The sequence below is a fragment of the Type-D symbiont of Plautia stali genome, from assembly GCF_001485335.1.
In the GTDB taxonomy this organism is placed as follows: Bacteria; Pseudomonadota; Gammaproteobacteria; order Enterobacterales; family Enterobacteriaceae; genus Pantoea; species Pantoea vagans_C.
In genome coordinates this window covers 13,041-36,014 of sequence record NZ_BBOC01000042.1, presented here as the reverse complement: position 1 = coordinate 36,014, position 22,974 = coordinate 13,041, and the positions used below count along the sequence as shown (strand labels likewise).

The window sequence follows — 22,974 nt, the reverse complement described above, 5'->3', positions numbered from 1 at the left end:
TTTCCTTCCTGGAAGGTTATGCAACGGATAGCACTGCCAGGACTGGAACTCGGCGCGATTAGGACAGGGATATTCTCACCGGCTCGCCAGTCAAGAATCCAACGAGATTTTTACTGGCCATCCAGGAATGAAAAAAATGACGCGTTACTCAAAACTATCATTAGCTATTTTGATTGAACTGGGGCTCAGCGCCTCACTGCTCTCCGGCAGCGCTTGGGCAGCAGACACTTCCAGCAAGACGACCAGCAGCCAATCTACCGCCGACGCCGAATCCATGAACGGCGGCACCCTAATGGTGACGGCTCAGCAGCAAAACTTGCAGGCACCTGGCGTGTCGACCATCACCGCCGATGAAATTAAAAAGCATCCGCCAGCGCGTGATGTCTCAGAAATCATTCGCACCATGCCAGGCGTGAACCTCACCGGTAACTCCACCAGCGGCCAGCGCGGTAACAATCGTCAGATTGACATTCGCGGCATGGGGCCGGAAAACACCCTGATTATGGTGGATGGCATGCCGATCACCAGCCGCAACTCGGTGCGTTTAGGCTGGCGTGGCGAGCGTGATACGCGCGGTGACACCAACTGGGTGCCACCGGAGATGATCGACCACATTGACGTGATTCGCGGTCCGGCTGCGGTGCGCTACGGTAACGGCGCTGCGGGTGGCGTGGTGAATATCATCACCAAAAAATACACTGACCAGCAGTGGCACGGTTCCTGGAACACCTACCTCAATGCGCCTGAGCATAAATCAGAAGGGTCGACCAAGCGCACTAACTTTAGCCTTGAAGGGCCGCTGGGTGACGATGTTAACTTCCGTCTGTACGGTGGCTTAGCCAAAACTCAGGCCGATGCCTACGACATCAACGAAGGCCACGCTGCCGATCGTACCGGTTCGTATGCGGGTAGCTATCCATCGGGCCGTGAAGGGTCGGTGAACAAAGATATCAACGCCTTGCTGAGCTGGACGTTTGCTCCGATGCAAACCCTGGAGCTGCAAGCGGGTTATAGCCGTCAGGGCAACCTGTACGCGGGCGATACCCAAAACACCAACACCAGCGCGCTGGTGAAGAGCCTGTACGGCGATGAAACCAACCGCCTGTATCGTCAGAATATCTCGTTGAAATGGACGGGTGCGTGGGATAACGGTGTCAGCACCAATACCTATGCGCGTTACGAGAAAACCCGTAACACCCGCATTAACGAAGGTCTGGCGGGCGGCACCGAGGGCATCTTCTCTAACGATGGTTTCAATACCATTCAGTTAGACGACATCTTGCTGCACAGTGAAGTCAGCATTCCGTTTGAGTGGTTGATTAATCAGACTGCTACGCTGGGGACTGAATGGAACCAGCAGAGCATGAAGGATCCTTCTTCCACCACTCAGACAGCGAGCTATGGCTCCGTGCCGGGCGTGTCAAATACCGGCCGTAGCCCGTATTCGCAGGCGGAAATCTTCTCGCTGTTTGCAGAAGACAACATGGAGCTGACTGACAGCACCATGCTGACGCCAAGCCTGCGCTTCGATCATCACTCGATCGTCGGCAATAACTGGAGCCCGTCTCTGAACCTGTCGCAAGGTTTAGGTGATGACTTCACGCTGAAGATGGGTGCTGGCCTGGCGTACAAAGCGCCAAGCTTGTACCAGACCAACCCGAACTACCTGCTATACAGCAACGGTCAGGGTTGTGCAGCCAGTACCGGTGCCTGTTATTTGCAGGGTAACCCAGACCTGAAAGCCGAAAACAGTTTCAACAAAGAGATTGGGCTGGAGTGGAAACACGAGGGTTATCAGGCCGGTCTGACCTGGTTCCGTAACGATTACCGCAACAAGATTGAAGCGGGTTACGCGCCAGTGGGTAAAGCCTCGAACGGCACCACAGATATCTACAAGTGGGAAAACGTGCCGAAAGCGGTCGTCGAAGGGCTGGAAGGTACCGTTAACGTGCCGTTCTCTGATAGCGTGATGTGGAATAACAACTTCACCTACATGCTGCAGAGTAAAAACAAGGAAACCGGCGATCGTCTGTCGGTGATCCCGGAATACACCCTGAACTCGACGCTGAGCTGGCAAGCCACGCAGGATCTGTCGCTGCAAACCACCCTGACCTGGTACGGTACGCAGACGCCGAAGAAGTATGACTACAAAGGCCAACCGGTGACGGGCAGTGCAACCGATAAAGTCGCGCCTTACTCGATTATCGGCTTGAGCGGCACTTACGATATCAACAAGTACGCCAGCGTGACCTTGGGTATCGACAACCTGTTTGATAAGCGTCACTTCCGCGAAGGTAATGCGCAAACCACCGGTAACGCCACCACAGGCGCTTACCTGTACGGTGCGGGTGCCAATACCTACAACGAATCAGGCCGTACCTATTACGTCGGCCTGAATACCCACTTCTAAAGCAGTTGATGCGGTAAATAGCAGCGGGCAATCAGCCCGCTGCTGTCTTGACGATTCACCAACTCCAGTCTGCCACGGTGCATCTGCACGATACGCAACACGATATTCAGGCCCAGGCCACTGCCGCCATAGCGCTGGTCGCGACGACGAAAGGCCTGCGTCAACTCTTCCGCTGCATCGGCATCAATACCCGGCCCCTGATCCCAGACTTCGATAATCACCTGCTGCTTGTCTTGCTGCATTTTCACCTTAACCTCGCTGCCCTCCGGGCTGTAGCGCGAAGCGTTTTCCAGCAAATTACGCAACATCAGGCGCAGCAACACGGCTTCTCCCTGCTGCGGAATATCTTTGCCTTGCGGCCAGAGCAGAGTTTGCTGGCGCTGCTCATACAGCTCGGCCATTTCGGGTTGCAGCGGCTGCATAATGTCCTTTTGCCACTGCAACAGTTGATAGTGGCCACCGGCCAGCGCCTGTCCGGCGCGTGACAGCATCAGCAACTGTTCAACGGTGTGCATCAGTTGGTCGATTCGCTCAATCAGCATGTCACTTTGTGGCACCTTCTGCTGATGTAACAACTCCAGATGGAGGCGTAAACCCGCCAGGGGCGTGCGCAGTTCATGTGCGGCATCGGCGGTAAACAGCCGCTCCTGCTGGAGCGTGTGATCCAGCCGTGAGAACAGCTGATTGATCGATGAGGTCACCGCAACGATCTCATCCATCTCGGAATAGATGGGCAGCGGCGTGAGATTATCGGCAGATCGATGGGCGAGACTGTCCTGCAGCAAACGCAGCGGGCGAATAATCCAGTTGATGGCCCAGAACGAGAGCAGCAGCGTCAGCGCAATCATCACCAGCGAGGGCAACAGCAGCGAGGCGATGGCTTCGCGGATTTCGTTCTCGACGCGGTCGTTACGCGCCTGCGCTGAGAGGGTTTCATTCACCAGGAAGCTGATTTGTTCACGGCTCTCATGCCACAACCAGATGGCGCTCATCACCTGGCAGGTGAGGAGAATCAGCGCCAGCATAATCAGTAACCGCTGACGCATGCTATTCATTCGCGCACTTCCAGACGGTAACCCACGCCGCGTACGGTTTTAATACGATCTTTCCCGAGTTTGCGACGTAAATTGTGAATGTGAACTTCCAGAGTGTTGGATCCGGGATCGTCATTCCAGCTGTAAAGATCCTGCTGCAGCGTTTCACGATGTACGTTTTGCCCCACGCGCATCAATAAACGGGTCAGCAGCGCGAACTCTTTTGGCGTGATCTCCAGAGGACGTTCTTCCAGCAGCACCTGTTGTGAACTGAGGTTCAGAGTGAGATCCCCCTGTTGCAGCAGGTTGTCACTGTGCCCCTGGAAGCGACGAATCAGCGCACGTACGCGCGCCTGCAACTCCACCAGGGCAAAAGGTTTCACCAGGTAATCATCGGCACCGGCATCCAGGCCATCAACCCGATCTTCTAGCGCGTCGCGGGCGGTGAGGATCAGCACCGGTACATTGATGCCTTCGCGCCGCCATTGCCGCAGCAGTGTGGCACCATCGCGATCCGGCAAACCCAGATCCAACACGATCAGGCTGTACTGGCCACTGCGGAGAAACGCGTTGCTTTCTGCCGCCGTACTGGCGCAGTCAACGGCGTATCCTTGTGCGCTAAGGGCCTGAGCCAGGCCCGATTGCAACAGCGCGTCATCTTCAACAATCAGCAGTTTCATTAGTTGTTTTTGTTGATATCCGAGTAGAGGCGGCTTTCAAAGCGTACCAGAGGAATGCGCCGCGTTTTCTGATCTTCCGGCGGCACGGCATAGCCAGAAAGATACTGCACAAAGGCCACGCGTGCACCGCTGGAGGTGGTAATAAATCCAGCCAGATTATAGACGCCCTGTAGCGAACCGGTTTTGGCTGAGACTTTGCCATCCAGCCCCGCTTCATGCAAACCACCGCGATACTGCAGGGTGCCGTCGTAGCCTGCCAGTGGCAGCATCGAAATATAGTTCAGCGTCGAATCGTTTTTCGCGATGTACTGCAACACCTGCATCATGGTGTCGGGCGCGATCAAATCGTGGCGCGATAAACCCGAACCATCGACCTGAATACTGTTGCCCAGATCAACGCCGGCTTTTTCGCGCAGGATACGGCGTACCGCATCAGAACCGGCGCGGAAGGTGCCAGGAACGTTGAAATAGTGATGCCCAATAGTGCGGAACACGGTATCGGCAATCATGTTGTCTGATTTCTTCAGCATGGTGTGCAACAGATTGTGCAGCGGTGCAGATTGCGTTGACGCCAGCACGGTACCGGGTGCGGTGACCAACGGCTGTCGAACTAAATGGCCGCTGTAATCGATATCCGCGGCACGCAGCTCAGCTTTGAGGATTTCTCCTGCCCATGCGGCTCCATCCTGCACGGCGAAGGCCAACGGCAGTGGCTCGGCACGCTGACGCATACAACCTGTCAGGGTATAGCGATTAAGCTCGCCAGGCACGACATCCAGCTCACAGTACTGCCCATCACCGCTGTTACGGCCGATGGTGCGCACCTGGCTAAACATGTGTGCCGGGTAATAAGAAGCGATACGTACAAAGGCATTTTCGCCCGGCGTATTGGCGCTGTAGAGCGAGACCGAGAAGCAGTTTTTATCGACAATCGCGGCGCCTGGCGGGGCACTGAAGCACTGCGTCAGGTCATTCCACGGCCAACCAGGTGCCATATCGTGGCTGGCAAACACCGACGTATCGATGACCAGATTGCCTTTAATATGGTTAATGCCCTGTTTTTTCAGCGCAGCGACCATGTTGCGCAGATCCTGTCGACTGAGCGTCGGATCGCCGCCAAAACGCGCGACTAAATCGCCATTCAGCGTGCCATCACTGACCGCGCCTTTGGTTTCCATGGTGGTCTGGAAACGGAAGTCCGGTCCCAGTTCCAGCAATGCGGCCAGCGCGGTAATCACCTTCATGGTACTGGCTGGCAGTGCCATCTGTTTGCCGTGATAGTCGATTATCGGGGTTGATGCGCCCACTTTTTGTACCATCAGCGCCAGGTTTGCGCCGTCTGGCAAATACTGCATGTATTCTTCAACGGGGGCTGCTTGTGCCTGCAGCATAAACGCACAGGTTAATCCGGTAACAAGTCGTGAAAATCGCATAATCTCGCGGTAACTAGCGGGTGAAGGCGTCAATACTACGTCCCGAGGCGGTGCAAAGTAAACGATGACCCACAGGGAACTCTGGGGTAAAATACGTATCAAAATGCAAAACCGAACCTGACCCGGAAAGCTTTCCGGGTCAGGCTTCTTTTGCTTGTGAAAAGAGGTAACGCGCCGCAGAAGCTGTTTTCTGCTGTCACCGGTCAGGATGACGCCGTTAACCAGGACAGATGACGAGGAGCCAAAATGAATCAGATTCCGATGACGTTGAAAGGCGCTGAGAAGCTGCGCGAAGAGCTTAACGAACTGAAGTCCGTTAAGCGTCCGCGCATTATCGCCTCCATCGCCGAAGCCCGTGAGCACGGCGATTTGAAAGAGAATGCCGAATACCACGCAGCACGCGAAGAGCAGGGCTTTTGTGAAGGGCGCATTCAGGAGATTGAAGCCAAACTCTCTAATGCACAGGTCATTGATGTGACTGCCATGCCAAAAACCGGCCGTGTGATTTTCGGTGCGACGGTCACGGTGTTGAATGTCGATACCGACGAAGAATTTACCTACCGCATCGTGGGTGATGACGAGGCTGACTTTAAGCAGAATCTCATCTCAGTGAACTCGCCAATGGCGCGGGGTTTGGTGGGAAAAGAAGCGGATGACGTCGCGATCGTGAAGACACCGGGTGGCGATGTGGAATATGAAGTCTTAAAGGTGGAATACCTTTAAGATATTGCTACGCTTTGAAATGTGTAGCCGCATATTGTAAAGAAAGGAAAAAGGCCGCATCGCGGCCTTTTATCCCATGCAGGAGCATGGCACTTTCTCTGCCCGTTATGGCAGCCTTACGGCTTCATTAACGTGGCAGAGTAATTTTGCGCTCTTTTGCAGGGCGATACAGCACCAGCGTATTGCCGATGACCTGTACGTTACACGCTTTAGTTTCACGTACGATTGCGTCAACGATCAGCTGCTTGGTCTCACGATCTTCCGAGGCAATTTTTACCTTGATCAATTCGTGATGCTCGAGCGCCAGTTCGATTTCGGCGAGCACGCCTTCGGTCAGGCCATTACCGCCCAGCATGACAACGGGCTTAAGGGGATGGGCCAGGCCTTTCAGGTGCTGTTTTTGTTTGGTACTCAGATTCATCGTATTTTTTACTTACTCAGGGATTGAAAACGGTTCATTCTACCGCCATCTCGTGTATATCGCCAAATCAACGCAACCCATTGCGGACTGATTTATCGCTACGATGAAGATTTAACTGGAAAAATTATGACGGGTAAAAAGCGTTCGGCCAGTTCCAGTCGCTGGCTACAGGAACACTTTAGCGATAAATATGTGCTGCAGGCACAGAAAAAGGGGTTGCGTTCGCGCGCCTGGTTTAAACTTGATGAAATTCAGCAGGGTGACAAGCTTTTCAAACCCGGCATGACAGTGGTAGATCTAGGTGCTGCACCCGGCGGTTGGTCGCAATATGCGGTACAACAGATTGGATCGAATGGTCGTATCATTGCTTGCGATTTGCTGCCGATGGACCCTATCGTCGGTGTCGATTTTTTGCAGGGTGATTTTCGTGAAGAAGCGGTGTTAAACGCTTTGCTGGAACGTGTCGGTGACCAAAAGGTGCAAGTTGTCATGTCTGACATGGCACCGAACATGAGCGGTACACCTGCGGTTGATATTCCACGATCAATGTATTTGGTAGAGTTGGCGCTGGAAATGTGTCGAGATATCCTGGCACCTGGCGGCAGTTTTGTAGTGAAAGTGTTTCAGGGAGATGGCTTCGAGGAATACCTGCGGGAAATTCGCTCCCTATTTACGAAAGTGAAAATTCGTAAGCCAGACGCTTCTCGTTTACGTTCACGTGAAGTGTATATTGTGGCGACAGGGCGCAAACTATAGCCCTCGGTGCTGGAATCAAAGCAAGGCGAACTGCGTTTACTCTGATGTGTAATTCTGAGTTTCAGTGGAAAGCAGTAAAATCATCAGCGCCGCGATTCCAGGTCTGAAGGATATATAGTACCCTACGCTGTCTGTTAACACCGTTGTAATATGAGGTTAATCCCTTGAGTGACATGGCGAAAAACCTGATTCTCTGGTTAGTCATCGCGGTCGTGCTGATGTCTGTCTTCCAGAGCTTTGGGCCCAGCGAGTCGAATGGCCGTAGGGTTGATTATTCAACCTTCCTGTCGGAAGTGAACCAGGATCAGGTCCGCGAGGCACGTATTAACGGGCGTGAGATTAACGTTGTCAAAAAAGACAGTAATAAATATACGACTTACATTCCTGTCAACGATCCTAAGTTGCTTGATAACCTCTTGACCAAAAACGTCAAAGTGATTGGCGAACCACCAGAAGAGCCAAGCCTGCTGGCTTCCATCTTCATCTCCTGGTTCCCAATGCTGCTGTTGATTGGTGTTTGGATCTTCTTTATGCGGCAGATGCAGGGCGGCGGTGGCAAAGGCGCGATGTCCTTTGGCAAGAGTAAAGCCCGCATGCTGACCGAAGACCAGATTAAGACCACTTTTGCTGATGTCGCAGGTTGTGATGAAGCAAAAGAAGAAGTCGGTGAACTGGTTGAATATCTGCGTGAGCCAAGCCGCTTCCAGAAACTGGGTGGTAAGATTCCGAAAGGCGTCTTGATGGTGGGCCCACCGGGTACCGGTAAAACGTTGCTGGCGAAAGCGATCGCTGGCGAAGCGAAAGTACCTTTCTTTACCATCTCAGGTTCTGACTTCGTCGAAATGTTTGTCGGTGTCGGTGCATCTCGTGTGCGTGACATGTTCGAACAAGCGAAGAAAGCGGCGCCGTGCATTATCTTCATCGATGAAATCGATGCGGTGGGCCGTCAGCGTGGTGCCGGTTTGGGCGGTGGTCACGATGAACGTGAGCAGACGCTGAACCAAATGCTGGTCGAAATGGATGGCTTCGAAGGTAATGAAGGCATCATCGTGATCGCGGCAACTAACCGTCCAGACGTACTTGACCCTGCGCTGCTGCGTCCAGGTCGTTTTGACCGTCAGGTTGTGGTCGGTCTGCCAGACGTTCGCGGGCGTGAACAGATTTTGAAAGTGCATATGCGTCGTGTGCCGCTGGCAACCGACATTGATGCAGCCATCATCGCACGTGGTACGCCGGGCTTCTCGGGTGCAGACCTCGCTAACCTCGTCAACGAAGCAGCGCTGTTTGCTGCACGTGGCAACAAGCGTGTGGTCTCGATGGTTGAGTTTGAAAAAGCGAAAGACAAAATCATGATGGGTGCGGAACGTCGCTCCATGGTGATGACGGAAGCGCAAAAAGAATCAACCGCTTACCATGAAGCTGGCCATGCGATCATTGGTCGTCTGGTACCGGAACACGATCCGGTGCACAAAGTGACCATTATTCCTCGCGGCCGTGCTTTGGGTGTGACCTTCTTCCTGCCTGAAGGTGACGCAATCAGCGCCAGCCGTCAGAAACTGGAAAGCCAGATCTCTACGCTGTACGGTGGTCGTCTTGCTGAAGAGATCATCTATGGTGCAGAGCACGTCTCTACCGGTGCGTCTAACGACATCAAAGTGGCGACCAACCTGGCACGCAACATGGTCACGCAGTGGGGCTTCAACGAGAAATTGGGTCCGTTGCTGTACGCTGAAGAAGAAGGCGAAGTGTTCCTGGGCCGTTCAGTGGCGAAGGCTAAACACATGTCTGATGAAACAGCGCGTATCATCGACCAGGAAGTTAAACACCTGATCGACAGCAACTACCAGCGTGCTCGCGTTCTGTTGGGTGAGAATATGGATATCCTTCATGCGATGAAAGATGCGCTGATGAAGTATGAAACCATTGACGCACCGCAGATCGATGACCTGATGGCGCGCCGTGAAGTTCGTCCACCTGCGGGTTGGGATGACTCCGGCAACAGCAGCTCTTCAGACAACAATGGTACGCCAAAGGCGCCACGTCCGGTTGATGAACCGCGTACGCCGAATCCAGGCAATACCATGTCAGAGCAGCTCGACAAATAAGAGGCGTTTAACCTCAGCAAAAACCCCGGCCGGTCCGGGGTTTTTTACATTTAGTGATTCCCAAGGAGATTTCCGCCATGAAGTTGTACGCCCGTGATTCCCATCTCGATCTGTCGTTTCCCCATGTGATGGGTATTTTGAATGTCACGCCGGACTCTTTTTCTGATGGTGGAACGCATAACACACTGGTGGATGCGCTGACGCATACCAATGAGATGGTGAATGCTGGTGCCACCATTATCGATGTGGGCGGCGAATCAACGCGACCCGGTGCGGATGAGGTGAGTGTTGAGGAAGAACTGGCACGTGTGATTCCGGTGGTGGAAGCGATTGCCCAGCGCTTCGAGGTCTGGATTTCTGTTGATACCTCTAAACCAGAAGTTATCCGTGAATCTGCGCGAGTGGGTGCTCACATCATTAATGACATTCGTTCACTCTCTGAGCCGGGTGCATTGGCTGCTGCGGCAGAGACCGGGCTGCCGGTGTGCCTGATGCACATGCAGGGTGAGCCGCGGACTATGCAGCAGGCACCGGAATATAACGATATCGTGAGTGAAGTGGACGCTTACTTCACTACGCAGATTGCGCGCTGTGAGGCCGCAGGCATTAAAAAAGAAAATCTGTTACTCGACCCTGGCTTCGGTTTCGGTAAGAATCTCAACCACAATTATCAACTGCTGGCCGAACTCAGCCATTTCCACCACTTTGGTTTGCCGCTGTTGGTGGGGATGTCGCGTAAGTCGATGATTGGCCAGTTGTTAAATGTCGGTCCGGCACAGCGCCTGACCGGTAGCCTGAGCTGTGCGGTGATTGCCGCGATGCAGGGGGCACAAATTATTCGCGTTCATGATGTGAAAGAGACTGTCGAAGCGATGCGCGTCGTCGAAGCGACACGGAGAGCAAAAGGATAAAGGCATGAGTAATCGTAAATATTTCGGTACAGATGGCATCCGTGGCAAAGTAGGCGAAGCGCCTATTACACCTGACTTTGTACTGAAGCTGGGCTTCGCGGCCGGTAAAGTGCTGGCACGTTCTGGCTCTAAGAAAGTATTGATAGGTAAAGACACGCGTATTTCCGGTTATATGCTGGAGTCCGCGTTGGAAGCGGGACTTGCCGCGGCAGGCCTGTCTGCGGCCTTTACCGGCCCAATGCCAACTCCCGCCATTGCTTATCTGACGCGAACTTTCCGTGCTGAGGCCGGCATTGTGATCTCGGCATCGCATAACCCGTTCGATGACAACGGCATTAAATTCTTCTCTGCTGAAGGCACCAAACTGCCGGATGAAGTCGAAGAAGCCATTGAGCTGGAACTTGAGAAGCCACTGACCTGCGTGGAATCAGCCGAACTGGGTCGTGCGAGCCGCATTGTCGATGCTGCTGGTCGCTACATTGAGTTCTGCAAAGGCACTTTCCCCAGTGAGCTGAGCCTCAACAGTTTGAAGATTGTAGTGGACTGCGCCAATGGGGCGACTTACCACATCGCACCAAACGTGCTGCGTGAACTGGGTGCCAAAGTGATTGCGATCGGCGTGCAGCCTGATGGCATGAACATTAACAAAGAGTGCGGTGCCACCGATCTGCGTATGCTGCAACAGCGTGTGCTGGATGAAAAAGCCGATCTCGGTCTGGCCTATGACGGTGATGGTGACCGTATCATGATGGTTGACCATTTGGGTGAGAAGGTCGATGGCGACCAGATCCTCTACATCATTGCACGCGAGGCACTGCGTCAGGGGCAGCTGCGCGGCGGTGTGGTGGGCACGTTGATGAGCAACATGGGTCTGGAACTGGCGTTGAAGCAGTTAGGCATTCCGTTTACCCGTGCCAAAGTCGGTGACCGCTATGTGCTGGAGAAAATGCAGGAGAAGGGCTGGCGCATGGGCGCTGAAAACTCCGGGCATGTGATTTTGCTCGACAAAATCAGCACTGGCGATGGGATCGTGGCAAGTTTGCAAGTACTCACTGCGATTGTACGCAATCACATGAGTTTGCACGATCTGTGCAGTGGGATGAAAATGTTGCCTCAGGTGCTGGTCAATGTGCGTTTCACTGGCAGCCATGATCCTCTGGAGAGTGACAGCGTGAAAGCCGTGACAGCGGAAGTAGAAAAGACGCTGGCGGGAAGAGGGCGCGTGCTGCTGCGTAAATCGGGCACTGAGCCACTGATTCGCGTGATGGTGGAAGGTGAAGACGAGAAGCTGGTGACTGAACTCGCGCACAAAATTGCCGATGCGGTGAAAGCCGTATAACGCCACGCCAGGCGGAGAGGCTGCGACCATTCCGCCTGTAAAATCACCACGATGGCGCTTTTTTCCGCAATCAATAAAGTTCGTGTAAATTGCACTTGCAGAGGTATGCACCATTGGTTAGTATTCACACCCGCTTCTGATGGGTGATGACGATACTCCCCGTCAATATTGGTGAAGCTTTAACTGTGCAGATAACGCGCAAGGAATCAGGTTGATTATGTACGAAGCTCTGTTAGTTGTTTTCCTTATTGTAGCGATTGGCCTCGTAGGTCTGATCATGCTGCAGCAAGGCAAAGGCGCTGATATGGGAGCCTCATTCGGTGCAGGCGCCTCTGGTACACTGTTCGGTTCAACCGGGTCTGGTAACTTTATGACTCGTATGACCGCTGTGCTGGCGACCCTGTTCTTCATTATCAGTCTGGTTCTGGGCAATCTGAACACCAACAAGTCTTCTAAAGGAAGCGAGTGGGAAAACCTCACTGCGCCGGCTCAGTCTCAACAACAGACTCAGCCAGCTAAGCCGGCCACGCCGGGCAATGACATCCCACAGTAACATCGTCAACGCTTAAAGCGGCAATACAACGTCGCAGTCAGTGCAGTACCGAGGTGGTGAAATTGGTAGACACGCTACCTTGAGGTGGTAGTGCTCGAAAGGGCTTACGGGTTCAAGTCCCGTCCTCGGTACCAAATCTCAGTAAAACTTGCTTTTTTCGCAAGATCGGCGTAATATTCGCCACGTTTTCGGACGCGGGGTGGAGCAGCCTGGTAGCTCGTCGGGCTCATAACCCGAAGGTCGTCGGTTCAAATCCGGCCCCCGCAACCACTTTCCCTTAGAGTTCTTTTTCAAATATACTGTATGCATCGACGGACGCATCCTCAGTGAGTTTTTGAAAAAAATTCTTTTGGATTGTGTGCCGAAGCCGCCATGCGGCGTACAGGGTCCAGTCACAAAAAGCCCCGAATTTTCGGGGTTTTTTGTTATCAGGAATCGCAACACTGGGCTATAGGCCCTTTTTTTATGTCTTGGGGGTGGGCTTGTCCACATTAGAGCAAAAATTGACTGATTTGATCACCGCTCCAGTAGAAGCGCTTGGCTACGAATTGGTCGGTATCGAATTCGTTCGCGGTCGCACATCGACTTTGCGCATCTATATTGATAGTGAAGACGGTATCAATGTTGATGATTGTGCCGATGTTAGCCACCAGGTCAGCGCTGTAATGGATGTGGAAGATCCGATTACTGTCGCTTACAACCTTGAAGTTTCCTCGCCAGGTCTCGAGCGTCCTCTTTTCACTGCTGAACACTATACTCGTTTCGTCGGTGATGAAGTGAGCGTGGTACTGCGTATGGCCGTACAGAACCGCCGTAAATGGCAGGGCATCATCAAGTCTGTTGAAGGCGAGATGATCACGGTGACCGTTGAGGGTAACGATGAAGTGTTCGCGCTGAGCAACATTCAGAAAGCGAACCTGGTCCCCCACTTTTAAAAGTCCGGATTGAGGCTAACCAGGATGAACAAAGAGATCTTAGCTGTAGTAGAAGCCGTTTCTAACGAAAAAGCCCTGCCGCGTGAGAAAATCTTCGAAGCGCTGGAGAGCGCTTTGGCCACTGCGACCAAAAAGAAGTATGAGCAAGAGATCGAAGTGCGCGTCAGCATCGACCGCCGCAGCGGCGATTTCGATACTTTCCGTCGCTGGCAGATTGTTGAAGAAGTCACTCAGCCGACCCGTGAGATTACGCTGGATGCCGCTCGCTTCGAAGATGAAGCGTTCAATCTGGGCGAATACGTTGAAGATCAGATCGAATCTGTGACCTTCGACCGTATCACCACGCAAACCGCGAAGCAGGTTATCGTGCAGAAAGTGCGCGAAGCTGAGCGCGCGATGGTGGTTGATCAGTTCCGTCAGCACGAAGGTGAGATCATCACCGGCGTGGTGAAAAAAGTGAACCGCGATAGCATTTCACTGGACCTCGGCAGCAATGCTGAAGCTGTGATTGGTCGTGAAGACATGCTGCCACGCGAAAACTTCCGCCCAGGCGACCGTATTCGCGGTGTGCTGTATGCCGTGCGTCCAGAAGCACGTGGCGCGCAGCTGTTTGTGACCCGTTCTAAGCCGGAAATGCTGATCGAGCTGTTCCGCATTGAAGTACCAGAAATCGGCGAAGAAGTTATCGAGATCAAAGCGGCAGCGCGCGATCCGGGTTCACGTGCGAAAATCGCTGTGAAGACCAACGATAAACGTATCGATCCCGTGGGTGCTTGTGTCGGTATGCGCGGTGCGCGTGTGCAGGCTGTTTCAAGCGAACTGGGTGGCGAGCGTATCGACATTGTGCTGTGGGACGATAACCCCGCGCAATTCGTCATTAACGCCATGGCACCAGCCGATGTGGCGTCAATCGTGGTGGATGAAGACAATCACACCATGGATATCGCGGTTGAAGCCGGCAATCTGGCTCAAGCGATCGGCCGTAACGGCCAAAACGTGCGTCTGGCTTCCCAACTGAGTGGCTGGGAACTGAACGTGATGACCGTCGATGATCTGCAGGCTAAGCATCAGGCTGAAGCCCACGCAGCGATCGATATGTTCACCAAACATCTCGACATCGACGAAGAGTTCGCCACCGTTCTGGTGGAAGAGGGCTTCTCTTCGCTGGAAGAATTGGCTTATGTGCCAATCAACGAGCTGCTGGAAATCGACGGCCTCGACGAAGAGACCATTGAAGCCCTGCGTGAACGAGCAAAAAATGCGTTAACCACCCTGGCATTAGCGAAAGAAGAGAGCCTTGGTAATCAGGAGCCCGCTGAGGATCTTCTGAATCTTGAGGGCTTAGATCGTGCGCTGGCGTATCGCCTGGCGTCTATCGGCGTTTGCACGCTGGAAGATCTCGCTGAGCAAGGTGTTGACGATCTGACAGATATTGAAGGGCTGGATGATGAGAAGGCCGGTGCGCTGATCATGGCTGCACGTAATATCTGCTGGTTCGGCGATGACGCGTAATAACAGGAAGGAACAGCATGACAGATGTAACCGTAAAATCGCTGGCCGCCGAAATTCAGACTCCGGTCGATCGCCTGGTACAGCAATTTGCTGATGCAGGGATCCGCAAGTCTGAAAACGATGCGGTATCCCAGCAAGAGAAAGAAACCTTACTGTCCCATTTGAATCGTGAGCACGGTCAGACAGGTTCAAGTAAACTGACTTTGCAGCGCAAAACGCGCAGCACCTTGAATATTCCCGTCACCGGGGGTAAAAGTAAGTCGGTGCAAATCGAAGTCCGCAAAAAGCGCACATACGTGAAAGGTGATGCAGAGTCTGAGCAAGCTCAGGCAGAAGCTGAAGCCGAGGCGCAGCGTGAAGCGGAAGAGCAGGCGCGTCGCGAGGCGGAAGAACAAGCCCGTCGCGAAGCTGAACAAAAAGCGCAACGTGAAGCCGAAGATAAAGCCAAGCGCGAAGCCGCTGACAAGGCTAAGCGTGAAGCAGCGGAAAATGAGAAAGTGACTAATCAACCTACCGACGAAGTAACCAAGGCTGCGCAATCTGATAAAGCCCGTCGTGAAGCCGAAGCGGCTGAACTGAAACGTAAATCAGAAGAAGAAGCGCGTCGTAAGCTAGAACAAGATGCCCGTCGCGTGGCAGAAGAAGCTAAACGCCTGGCTGAAGAAAAAGCAGCGGAATGGGAAAAACCTGAAGAAGAGGATAAAGGTGATTACCACGTCACTACCTCGACCCATGCCCGTCAGGCTGAAGACGAGAACGATCGTCAAGTTGAAGCTGGCCGTGCGCGTACGCGTACCGCTAAAGCTGCTCGCCCGGTGAAGAAAGGCAACAAACATTCTGAAGCGAAAACCGACCGCGAAGAAGCACGTGCTCAGGTACGTGGCGGTAAAGGTGGCAAGCACCGTAAACCAAGCTCACTGCAGCAGGGCTTTAACAAGCCAGCACAGGCGGTGAACCGCGATGTCATCATCGGTGAAACTATCTCCGTTGCTGAGCTGGCCAATAAAATGGCAATCAAAGGCTCCCTGGTTGTAAAAGCGATGATGAAGATGGGCGCCATGGCGACCATTAACCAGGTCATCGACCAGGAAACGGCTCAGATGGTCGCGGAAGAAATGGGTCACAAAGTGATCCTGCGCCGTGAGAATGAGCTGGAAGAAGCGGTAATGGACGATCGTGATACCGATGCCGCGCAAGAGAGCCGCGCGCCAGTCGTGACCATCATGGGTCACGTTGACCACGGTAAAACGTCACTGCTCGACTATATCCGTTCAACCAAAGTCGCCTCTGGCGAGGCTGGCGGTATTACTCAGCATATCGGTGCATACCACGTTGAAACTGACAACGGTATGATCACCTTCCTGGATACCCCTGGTCACGCCGCGTTTACCGCTATGCGTGCTCGTGGTGCTCAGGCAACGGATATCGTTATCCTGGTTGTTGCCGCGGATGACGGCGTGATGCCACAGACCATCGAAGCTATCCAGCACGCAAAAGCGGCGCAGGTGCCGGTTGTGGTTGCTGTGAACAAAATCGATAAGCCAGAAGCCGATCCCGATCGCGTTAAAAACGAACTGACTCAGTACGGCATCATTCCGGAAGAGTGGGGCGGCGAGAACATGTTCGTTAACGTCTCTGCGAAAGCCGGTACCGGTATTGATGACCTGCTGAATGCGATTCTGCTGCAGGCTGAAGTCCTGGAGCTGACGGCGATTCGTGCAGGTATGGCGAGCGGTGTGGTTATCGAATCGTTCCTCGACAAAGGTCGTGGTCCGGTTGCTACCGTACTGGTGCGTGAAGGTACGCTGAACAAAGGCGATATCGTACTCTGTGGCTTCGAATACGGCCGTGTCCGTGCGATGCGTGATGAACTGGGTCGCGAAGTACTGGAAGCGGGTCCATCGATTCCTGTGGAAATCCTTGGTCTGTCTGGTGTGCCAGCAGCAGGTGATGAAGCGACGGTCGTTCGTGATGAGAAGAAAGCACGTGAAGTTGCACTGTATCGTCAGGGCAAGTTCCGCGAAGTGAAGCTGGCGCGTCAGCAGAAGTCGAAGTTGGAGAACATGTTCGCCAACATGACCGAAGGCGAAGTGTCCGAGCTGAACATCGTACTGAAATCCGACGTACAGGGTTCTGTGGAAGCGATCTCCGATTCTCTGCTGAAGCTCTCTACCGACGAAGTGAAAGTGCGCATCATCGGTTCAGGCGTGGGTGGTATCACCGAAACTGACGCAACCCTGGCTGCAGCATCCAACGCGATCATCCTCGGCTTCAACGTACGTGCTGATGCTTCTGCTCGCCGCGTGATTGATGCTGAAAACGTTGACCTGCGTTACTACTCCGTCATCTATAATCTGATCGACGAAGTTAAAGCGGCAATGAGCGGTATGTTGGCGCCAGAGTTCAAACAGCAGATTATCGGTCTGGCTGCAGTACGCGACGTGTTCAAGTCACCGAAGTTCGGCGCTATCGCAGGCTGTATGGTCACCGAAGGCAACATCAAACGTCACAACCCGATTCGCGTTCTGCGCGACAACGTGGTGATTTACGAAGGCGAGCTGGAATCTCTGCGTCGCTTTAAAGACGATGTCAACGAAGTGCGTAATGGCATGGAGTGTGGTATCGGCGTGAAGAACTACAACGACGTTCGTGTTGGCGATATGATCGAAGTCTTTGAAGTGATTGAAATTAAACGCACCATCGATTGATTATTATCTGATGTGTTGCAATTTGGGAGGCCTCTGGCCTCCCGAATTATTTGGGAGAAAGAAAAATGGCAAAAGAATTTGGCCGCCCACAGCGCGTATCTCAGGAACTGCAAAAAGAAATCGCTATCATCCTGCAGCGCGAAATCAAAGATCCGCGTCTTGGCATGATGGTGACCGTCTCTGGCGTGGAAGTGTCACGCGATCTGGCTTACGCCAAAGTCTTCGTGACCTTCCTGAATGATCAGGACGAAGATGCGGTAAAAAATGGCCTGAAAGCGCTGAAAGAAGCGTCGGGCTATATCCGTATTCTGGTGGGTAAAGCGATGCGTCTGCGTATCGTGCCGGAATTGACCTTCTTCTATGACAACTCACTGATCGAAGGTATGCGCATGTCTAACCTCGTCAGTAACGTTATCAAGAGTGATGTCGAGCGTCGTGGTGAAAGCCCGGCGGAAGATGACAAGGAGGACTGATGAGTCGTCCTCGTCGTCGCGGTCGCGACGTCCACGGTGTGTTTTTGCTGGATAAGCATCAGGGTGCATCCTCTAATGATGTTTTGCAGAAAGTGAAGCGCCTGTTTAATGCTAATCGAGCGGGCCACACCGGCGCGCTGGATCCCTTGGCAACCGGCATGTTGCCAGTTTGTCTCGGTGAAGCGACCAAGTTCTCGCAGTTTCTGCTCGATTCGGATAAACGGTATCGTGTGATTGCACGATTGGGTGAGCGCACGGATACCTCAGATGCCGATGGTAATATCGTCGAAACACGCCCGGTGACCTTTAACCAGGCGATGTTGGACGATGCGCTGGAGAGCTTTCGTGGTGACACCATGCAGGTGCCGACCATGTTCTCCGCACTCAAGTATCAGGGTCGTAAGCTGTACGAGTATGCGCGCGAAGGCATTACTGTTCCGCGTGAAGCACGCCCCATCCGTGTATTCGAACTGCAGTTTATCCGCTGGGAAGGCGATGAACTGGAGCTGGAGATTCATGTCTCCAAAGGCACTTACATCCGCACCATCATCGATGATTTGGGTGAAAAACTTGGCTGCGGTGCGCATGTGATTATGCTGCGTCGTTTGCAGGTAGCGCGTTATCCGATTGAAAGAATGATCACGCTGGAACAGCTGCAAGAGATGGCCGCTGCAGTTAATGCCACTGAAACGCCGGATTACACCACTCTGGACGCCTTGCTGTTACCGATGGACAGCCCAGCAGAAGAGTTTCCCATCGTGAATTTGCTCCCTTCTGTGGCGGCCTTTTTCAAACAAGGTATGCCGGTGCAGGTGGCGAATGCGCCTGAACAGGGTTTGGTGCGTGTCACGGAAGGTGACGGTCACAAATTCATTGGTATGGCTGAAATCGCGGATGATGGGCGTGTCGCACCGCGTCGTCTGGTGGTTGAGTTTCCCGCCTAATTGAAACACAGGCTTTAGCCTTTACGACGCATTTGCGTTGCTATCTGGCGAAGAGTAGAATAGCGCGGCTTTTAAAGCGGGCTGCTGAATTAGAGATCGGCACCCATACATTCATTTTTTATCTGGAGTTTATTATGTCTCTAAGCGTAGAAGCTAAAGCAGAGATCGTTGCTAAATTCGGTCGTGGTGCTAACGACAGCGGTTCAACTGAAGTTCAGGTTGCTCTGCTGACTGCTCAGATTAACCACCTGCAGGGTCACTTCTCTGAGCACAAGAAAGACCACCACAGCCGTCGCGGTCTGCTGCGCATGGTATCTCAGCGTCGTAAGCTGCTGGACTACCTGAAGCGTAAAGACGTTGCACGCTACACCAGCCTGATCGAAACCCTGGGTCTGCGTCGCTAAGTCTGAAGAATCTGATCAACGATGTAGTGCATGCAGTATGCAGAAAACCGCATCTGACGATCAGATTTGTGCGAGTTTCGCGAAAAGGGGGCCTTTATGGCCCCTTTTTTCGAGCAATCCGCAGCAATCCGTACCAAACTCATGTATTGTTGCTGAGAGTGATCTTTGCTTGCAGCGTTTCGCGCGGCTAATGAGAGGCTTTACCGCCAGAGCGGTTGAAGATTGTCATTAGTCGCGAGGATGCAACTAAAGATCGGTAAATCCCGGCGAGCCAAAATGGGCTTGCCCCTCGAATTTAAGGACTTAAATTTTGCTGAACCCGATCGTACGCAAATTCCAATATGGTCAGCATACCGTCACGCTGGAAACCGGCATGATGGCGCGCCAGGCCACTGCAGCAGTAATGGCGAGCATGGACGACACTGCGGTATTCGTTACCGTTGTTGGCCAGAAAAAAACCAAACCAGGTCAGGATTTCTTCCCGCTGACGGTTAACTATCAGGAGCGTACTTACGCTGCTGGTCGTATCCCGGGTAGCTTCTTCCGTCGTGAAGGCCGTCCAAGCGAAGGCGAAACTCTGATCTCCCGTCTGATTGACCGTCCAGTTCGTCCTCTGTTCCCGGAAGGTTTCATCAACGAAGTGCAGGTTATCGCTACCGTTGTTTCCGTTAACCCTCAGGTCAACCCAGATATCGTTGCGATGATTGGTGCCTCTGCTGCACTGGCATTGTCAGGCCTGCCATTCAACGGCCCTATCGGTGCTGCACGTGTTGGTTATATCAATGACCAGTACGTTCTGAACCCAACCGCTGATGAGATCAAAACCTCTCGTCTGGACCTGGTGGTTGCAGGTACGCAGAACGCGGTTCTGATGGTTGAATCTGAAGCTGAAATTCTGACTGAAGATCAGATGCTGGGCGCAGTGGTGTTTGGCCACGATCAGCAGCAGGTTGTTATCGAAAACATTAACGCACTGGTTGCTGAAGCAGGCAAACCGCGTTGGGACTGGCAGCCAGAGCCAGCCAACGATGCGTTGATTGCACGTGTTGCAGCATTAGCTGAAACCGGTATTAGCGATGCTTACCGCATCACTGATAAGCAAGAGCGTTACACTCAGGTTGGTGTGGTTAAAGATGCCACCATCGCTGCATTAAAAGCGGAAGATGAGACGCTGGATGCGGCTGAAATCGCAGACATCGTTCATGATCTTGAGAAAAGTGTTGTACGTAGCCGCATCATCCGTGGTGAGCCGCGTATCGATGGTCGTGAAAAAGACATGATTCGTGGTCTGGACGTGCGCACTGGCGTATTGCCACGTACTCACGGTTCTTCCCTGTTCACCCGTGGTGAAACGCAGGCGCTGGTTACCGCCACCCTGGGTACCGCACGTGATGCACAGAACCTGGATGAGCTGATGGGCGAGCGTACTGACAGCTTCCTGTTCCACTACAACTTCCCTCCGTACTCCGTGGGCGAAACCGGTATGGTTGGCTCACCTAAGCGTCGTGAAATCGGTCACGGTCGTTTGGCTAAGCGCGGTGTGCTGGCAGTGATGCCTAAGCAGGAAGAGTTCCCATACACCGTTCGTGTGGTCTCTGAAATCACCGAATCCAACGGTTCTTCTTCAATGGCGTCTGTGTGCGGTGCTTCTCTGGCGCTGATGGATGCAGGTGTACCAATCAAAGCGGCCGTAGCCGGTATCGCGATGGGTCTGGTTAAAGAAGACGAAAACTTCGTGGTTCTGTCTGATATCCTGGGTGACGAAGATCATCTCGGCGATATGGACTTCAAAGTTGCGGGTAGCCGCGACGGTATCACTGCACTGCAGATGGATATCAAAATCGAAGGTATCACCCGCGAAATCATGCAGGTGGCACTGAACCAGGCTAAGGGCGCGCGTCTGCACATCCTGAGCGTGATGGAACAGGCTATCAGCACGCCGCGTCAGGAAATCTCTGAGTTCGCGCCGCGCATTTACACCATTAAGATCAGCGCAGACAAGATCAAAGATGTCATCGGTAAAGGCGGTTCTGTTATCCGTGCTCTGACCGAAGAAACCGGCACCACCATCGAAATCGAAGATGATGGCACCGTGAAGATCGCTGCAACCGACGGCAACAAAGCGAAAGAAGCGATTCGTCGTATCGAACAGATTACCGCTGAAATCGAAGTCGGCCGTATCTACGAAGGTAAAGTGACACGTATCGTTGACTTCGGTGCCTTCGTGGCAATCGGCGGCGGTAAAGAAGGTCTGGTACATATTTCTCAGATCGCTGATAAGCGCGTTGAGAAAGTGACCGATTACCTGCAGATGGGTCAGGAAGTTCCAGTGAAAGTCATGGAAGTGGACCGTCAGGGCCGCGTACGCCTGAGCATCAAAGAAGCGACAGAGCAGAAACCAGCAGAAGAAACCACTGCTGCGACTGATGTACCTGACGCCGAGTAAGCGTTTACTGATTGGCCTCTCCCTGCATTGTGGGGAGAGGTGTTTGGATCATCGCGAGGGCGGGAATCCTTGTGCACAGCAGGCGGATGACAGGATGGTTATCCCAATGTTTGTATTCGGGAGTGGGAAATGAAGCCTTTTTTGCGCTGGTGTTTTGTTGCGACAGCTATCACGCTGGCAGGATGCAGCAACTCCAATTGGCGTAAGAACGAAGTTCTGGCAGTACCTTTGCAGCCCACACTGCAGCAAGAGGTGATCCTGGCGCGCATGGAACAAATTCTTGCCAGTCGTGCCCTCACCGATGATGAACGCGCACAGCTATTATATGAGCGCGGAGTGTTGTATGATAGTTTGGGTCTGAGGGCATTAGCGCGGAACGATTTTTCGCAAGCGCTGTCTATAAGACCAGATATGCCCGAGGTGTTTAACTACCTTGGTATATATCTAACGCAGGCAGGCAATTTTGATGCTGCCTATGAAGCGTTTGATTCTGTACTTGAGCTTGATCCAACTTACAACTATGCGCATTTAAACCGTGGTATCGCCCTCTATTACGGCGGTCGATACAAGTTAGCGCAAGATGATCTGCTGGCGTTTTATCAAGACGATCCTAACGATCCTTTCCGCAGCCTTTGGCTCTATCTCGTTGAAAGCGATATGGATGCAGACAAGGCAAAAGTCGCGCTACAACAGCGCCATGACAAAGCGGTCCGGGACCAATGGGGATGGAATATTGTCGAGTTCTACCTTGGTGACATCAGTGAAAAAACGCTGATGGAACGTCTCAAGGCGGACGCAACGGATAACACCTCGCTCGCTGAACATCTCAGTGAAACCAACTTCTATTTAGGTAAGTACTACCTAAGTCTGGGGGAGAAGGACGACGCGAAAGCGTTGTTCAAACTGGCGGTGGCTAACAACGTTAACAACTTTGTTGAGCACCGATACGCATTGTTGGAACTGGCGCAACTCGGCCAGACACAAGACGATTTATCAGAATCTGACCAGCAATAGCTGACGAACTTTTTTGCCTGAATTCTTGTAAAGTCATCATCTTCAAGGTGAGGGCTTTTCTGTTCGTCAAAACTTCTAATTTGAGCCGGTTCACACTTTTTGATGAAAATGACTGAAAATTTTCACGACGAGTTATGTAGACTGGCCGCCGCAATCTAAGAGGCACGTGTACT

The 22,974-nt window shown here is 53.0% G+C and carries 20 protein-coding genes and 2 tRNA genes; 18 read left to right on the top strand and 4 right to left on the bottom strand.

Features of this window, described 5'->3' with window-relative positions; translation table 11 throughout:
* Positions 1 to 136 precede the first annotated feature (136 nt).
* A complete protein-coding gene (locus PSSD_RS14505; protein WP_058972702.1) occupies positions 137 to 2,410 on the top strand; it encodes a TonB-dependent siderophore receptor in 2,274 nt (757 codons plus the stop codon).
* Here the strand turns inward: PSSD_RS14505 and pmrB are convergent.
* From pmrB to dacB, 3 genes are read right to left on the bottom strand one after another with little or no spacing between them, the layout of a single operon-like run.
* Positions 2,407 to 3,465, bottom strand: coding sequence for a two-component system sensor histidine kinase PmrB (pmrB, locus tag PSSD_RS14500; protein ID WP_058972701.1), 1,059 nt, complete (start codon positions 3,463 to 3,465; stop codon positions 2,407 to 2,409). The genes PSSD_RS14505 and pmrB overlap by 4 nt on opposite strands.
* Positions 3,462 to 4,124 (bottom strand): two-component system response regulator PmrA, encoded by a 663-nt coding sequence (pmrA, locus tag PSSD_RS14495; RefSeq protein ID WP_039327545.1) that lies wholly within the window; start codon positions 4,122 to 4,124, stop codon positions 3,462 to 3,464. Before pmrA ends, pmrB begins: the two co-directional genes overlap by 4 nt.
* Positions 4,124 to 5,557, bottom strand: a complete 1,434-nt coding sequence (gene dacB / locus PSSD_RS14490) for a serine-type D-Ala-D-Ala carboxypeptidase (protein WP_039327547.1) — start codon at positions 5,555 to 5,557, stop codon at positions 4,124 to 4,126. Before dacB ends, pmrA begins: the two co-directional genes overlap by 1 nt.
* Positions 5,558 to 5,803: 246 nt before the next feature.
* On the opposite strand from dacB, the gene greA reads away from it, so the two are divergent.
* Positions 5,804 to 6,280: a transcription elongation factor GreA gene (greA, locus tag PSSD_RS14485; RefSeq protein ID WP_039327550.1), complete on the top strand. Its 477-nt coding sequence runs from the start codon at positions 5,804 to 5,806 to the stop codon at positions 6,278 to 6,280.
* Between the two features lie 127 nt (positions 6,281 to 6,407).
* Here greA and yhbY read toward each other — a convergent pair whose 3' ends face one another.
* A complete protein-coding gene (yhbY, locus tag PSSD_RS14480; RefSeq protein ID WP_034826542.1) occupies positions 6,408 to 6,701 on the bottom strand; it encodes a ribosome assembly RNA-binding protein YhbY in 294 nt (97 codons plus the stop codon).
* Positions 6,702 to 6,827: 126 nt separating this feature from the next.
* Between yhbY and rlmE the strand changes: the two genes are divergently transcribed.
* From rlmE to yrbN, 16 genes are all read left to right on the top strand, one after another.
* Positions 6,828 to 7,457 carry a 23S rRNA (uridine(2552)-2'-O)-methyltransferase RlmE gene (gene rlmE / locus PSSD_RS14475; protein ID WP_034826540.1) on the top strand — a complete coding sequence of 210 codons (630 nt, stop codon included), beginning with the start codon at positions 6,828 to 6,830 and terminating at the stop codon, positions 7,455 to 7,457.
* A 173-nt stretch (positions 7,458 to 7,630) separates the two neighbouring features.
* Entirely contained in the window at positions 7,631 to 9,562 is a 1,932-nt protein-coding gene (gene ftsH, locus PSSD_RS14470) for an ATP-dependent zinc metalloprotease FtsH (protein WP_039327554.1), read from the top strand.
* Between the two features lie 77 nt (positions 9,563 to 9,639).
* A complete protein-coding gene (folP, locus tag PSSD_RS14465; protein WP_058972700.1) occupies positions 9,640 to 10,473 on the top strand; it encodes a dihydropteroate synthase in 834 nt (277 codons plus the stop codon).
* A gap of 4 nt (positions 10,474 to 10,477) precedes the next feature.
* On the top strand, positions 10,478 to 11,812 hold the full coding sequence (gene glmM, locus PSSD_RS14460; RefSeq protein ID WP_039327558.1) for a phosphoglucosamine mutase: 1,335 nt from the start codon (positions 10,478 to 10,480) through the stop codon (positions 11,810 to 11,812).
* 217 nt (positions 11,813 to 12,029) lie between these two features.
* Positions 12,030 to 12,365, top strand: coding sequence for a preprotein translocase subunit SecG (gene secG / locus PSSD_RS14455; protein WP_039327559.1), 336 nt, complete (start codon positions 12,030 to 12,032; stop codon positions 12,363 to 12,365).
* Positions 12,366 to 12,412: 47 nt separating this feature from the next.
* Positions 12,413 to 12,499, top strand: a tRNA-Leu gene (locus tag PSSD_RS14450).
* A gap of 59 nt (positions 12,500 to 12,558) precedes the next feature.
* Positions 12,559 to 12,635: transfer RNA gene (locus PSSD_RS14445), tRNA-Met, on the top strand.
* 212 nt (positions 12,636 to 12,847) lie between these two features.
* The gene (rimP, locus tag PSSD_RS14440; protein ID WP_039327562.1) at positions 12,848 to 13,300 is read left to right on the top strand and encodes a ribosome maturation factor RimP; all 453 of its coding nucleotides are present in this window, start codon (positions 12,848 to 12,850) and stop codon (positions 13,298 to 13,300) included.
* Positions 13,301 to 13,324: 24 nt separating this feature from the next.
* Complete coding sequence (gene nusA, locus PSSD_RS14435) at positions 13,325 to 14,812, top strand: transcription termination factor NusA (RefSeq protein WP_039327563.1); 1,488 nt, start codon at positions 13,325 to 13,327, stop codon at positions 14,810 to 14,812.
* Positions 14,813 to 14,829: 17 nt separating this feature from the next.
* The gene (gene infB / locus PSSD_RS14430) at positions 14,830 to 17,520 is read left to right on the top strand and encodes a translation initiation factor IF-2 (RefSeq protein WP_039327565.1); all 2,691 of its coding nucleotides are present in this window, start codon (positions 14,830 to 14,832) and stop codon (positions 17,518 to 17,520) included.
* A gap of 65 nt (positions 17,521 to 17,585) precedes the next feature.
* Positions 17,586 to 17,993, top strand: coding sequence for a 30S ribosome-binding factor RbfA (gene rbfA, locus PSSD_RS14425; protein ID WP_034826517.1), 408 nt, complete (start codon positions 17,586 to 17,588; stop codon positions 17,991 to 17,993).
* Entirely contained in the window at positions 17,993 to 18,937 is a 945-nt protein-coding gene (truB, locus tag PSSD_RS14420) for a tRNA pseudouridine(55) synthase TruB (RefSeq protein ID WP_058972699.1), read from the top strand. The genes rbfA and truB overlap by 1 nt, the downstream gene beginning before the upstream one ends.
* Before the next feature lie 134 nt (positions 18,938 to 19,071).
* A complete protein-coding gene (gene rpsO / locus PSSD_RS14415) occupies positions 19,072 to 19,341 on the top strand; it encodes a 30S ribosomal protein S15 (protein ID WP_034826514.1) in 270 nt (89 codons plus the stop codon).
* Between the two features lie 310 nt (positions 19,342 to 19,651).
* On the top strand, positions 19,652 to 21,787 hold the full coding sequence (gene pnp, locus PSSD_RS14410; RefSeq protein ID WP_058972698.1) for a polyribonucleotide nucleotidyltransferase: 2,136 nt from the start codon (positions 19,652 to 19,654) through the stop codon (positions 21,785 to 21,787).
* 129 nt (positions 21,788 to 21,916) lie between these two features.
* The gene (gene nlpI, locus PSSD_RS14405; protein WP_039327571.1) at positions 21,917 to 22,801 is read left to right on the top strand and encodes a lipoprotein NlpI; all 885 of its coding nucleotides are present in this window, start codon (positions 21,917 to 21,919) and stop codon (positions 22,799 to 22,801) included.
* Positions 22,802 to 22,903: 102 nt separating this feature from the next.
* Positions 22,904 to 22,960, top strand: coding sequence for a protein YrbN (yrbN, locus tag PSSD_RS28440; RefSeq protein ID WP_100229640.1), 57 nt, complete (start codon positions 22,904 to 22,906; stop codon positions 22,958 to 22,960).
* Positions 22,961 to 22,974 lie beyond the last annotated feature (14 nt).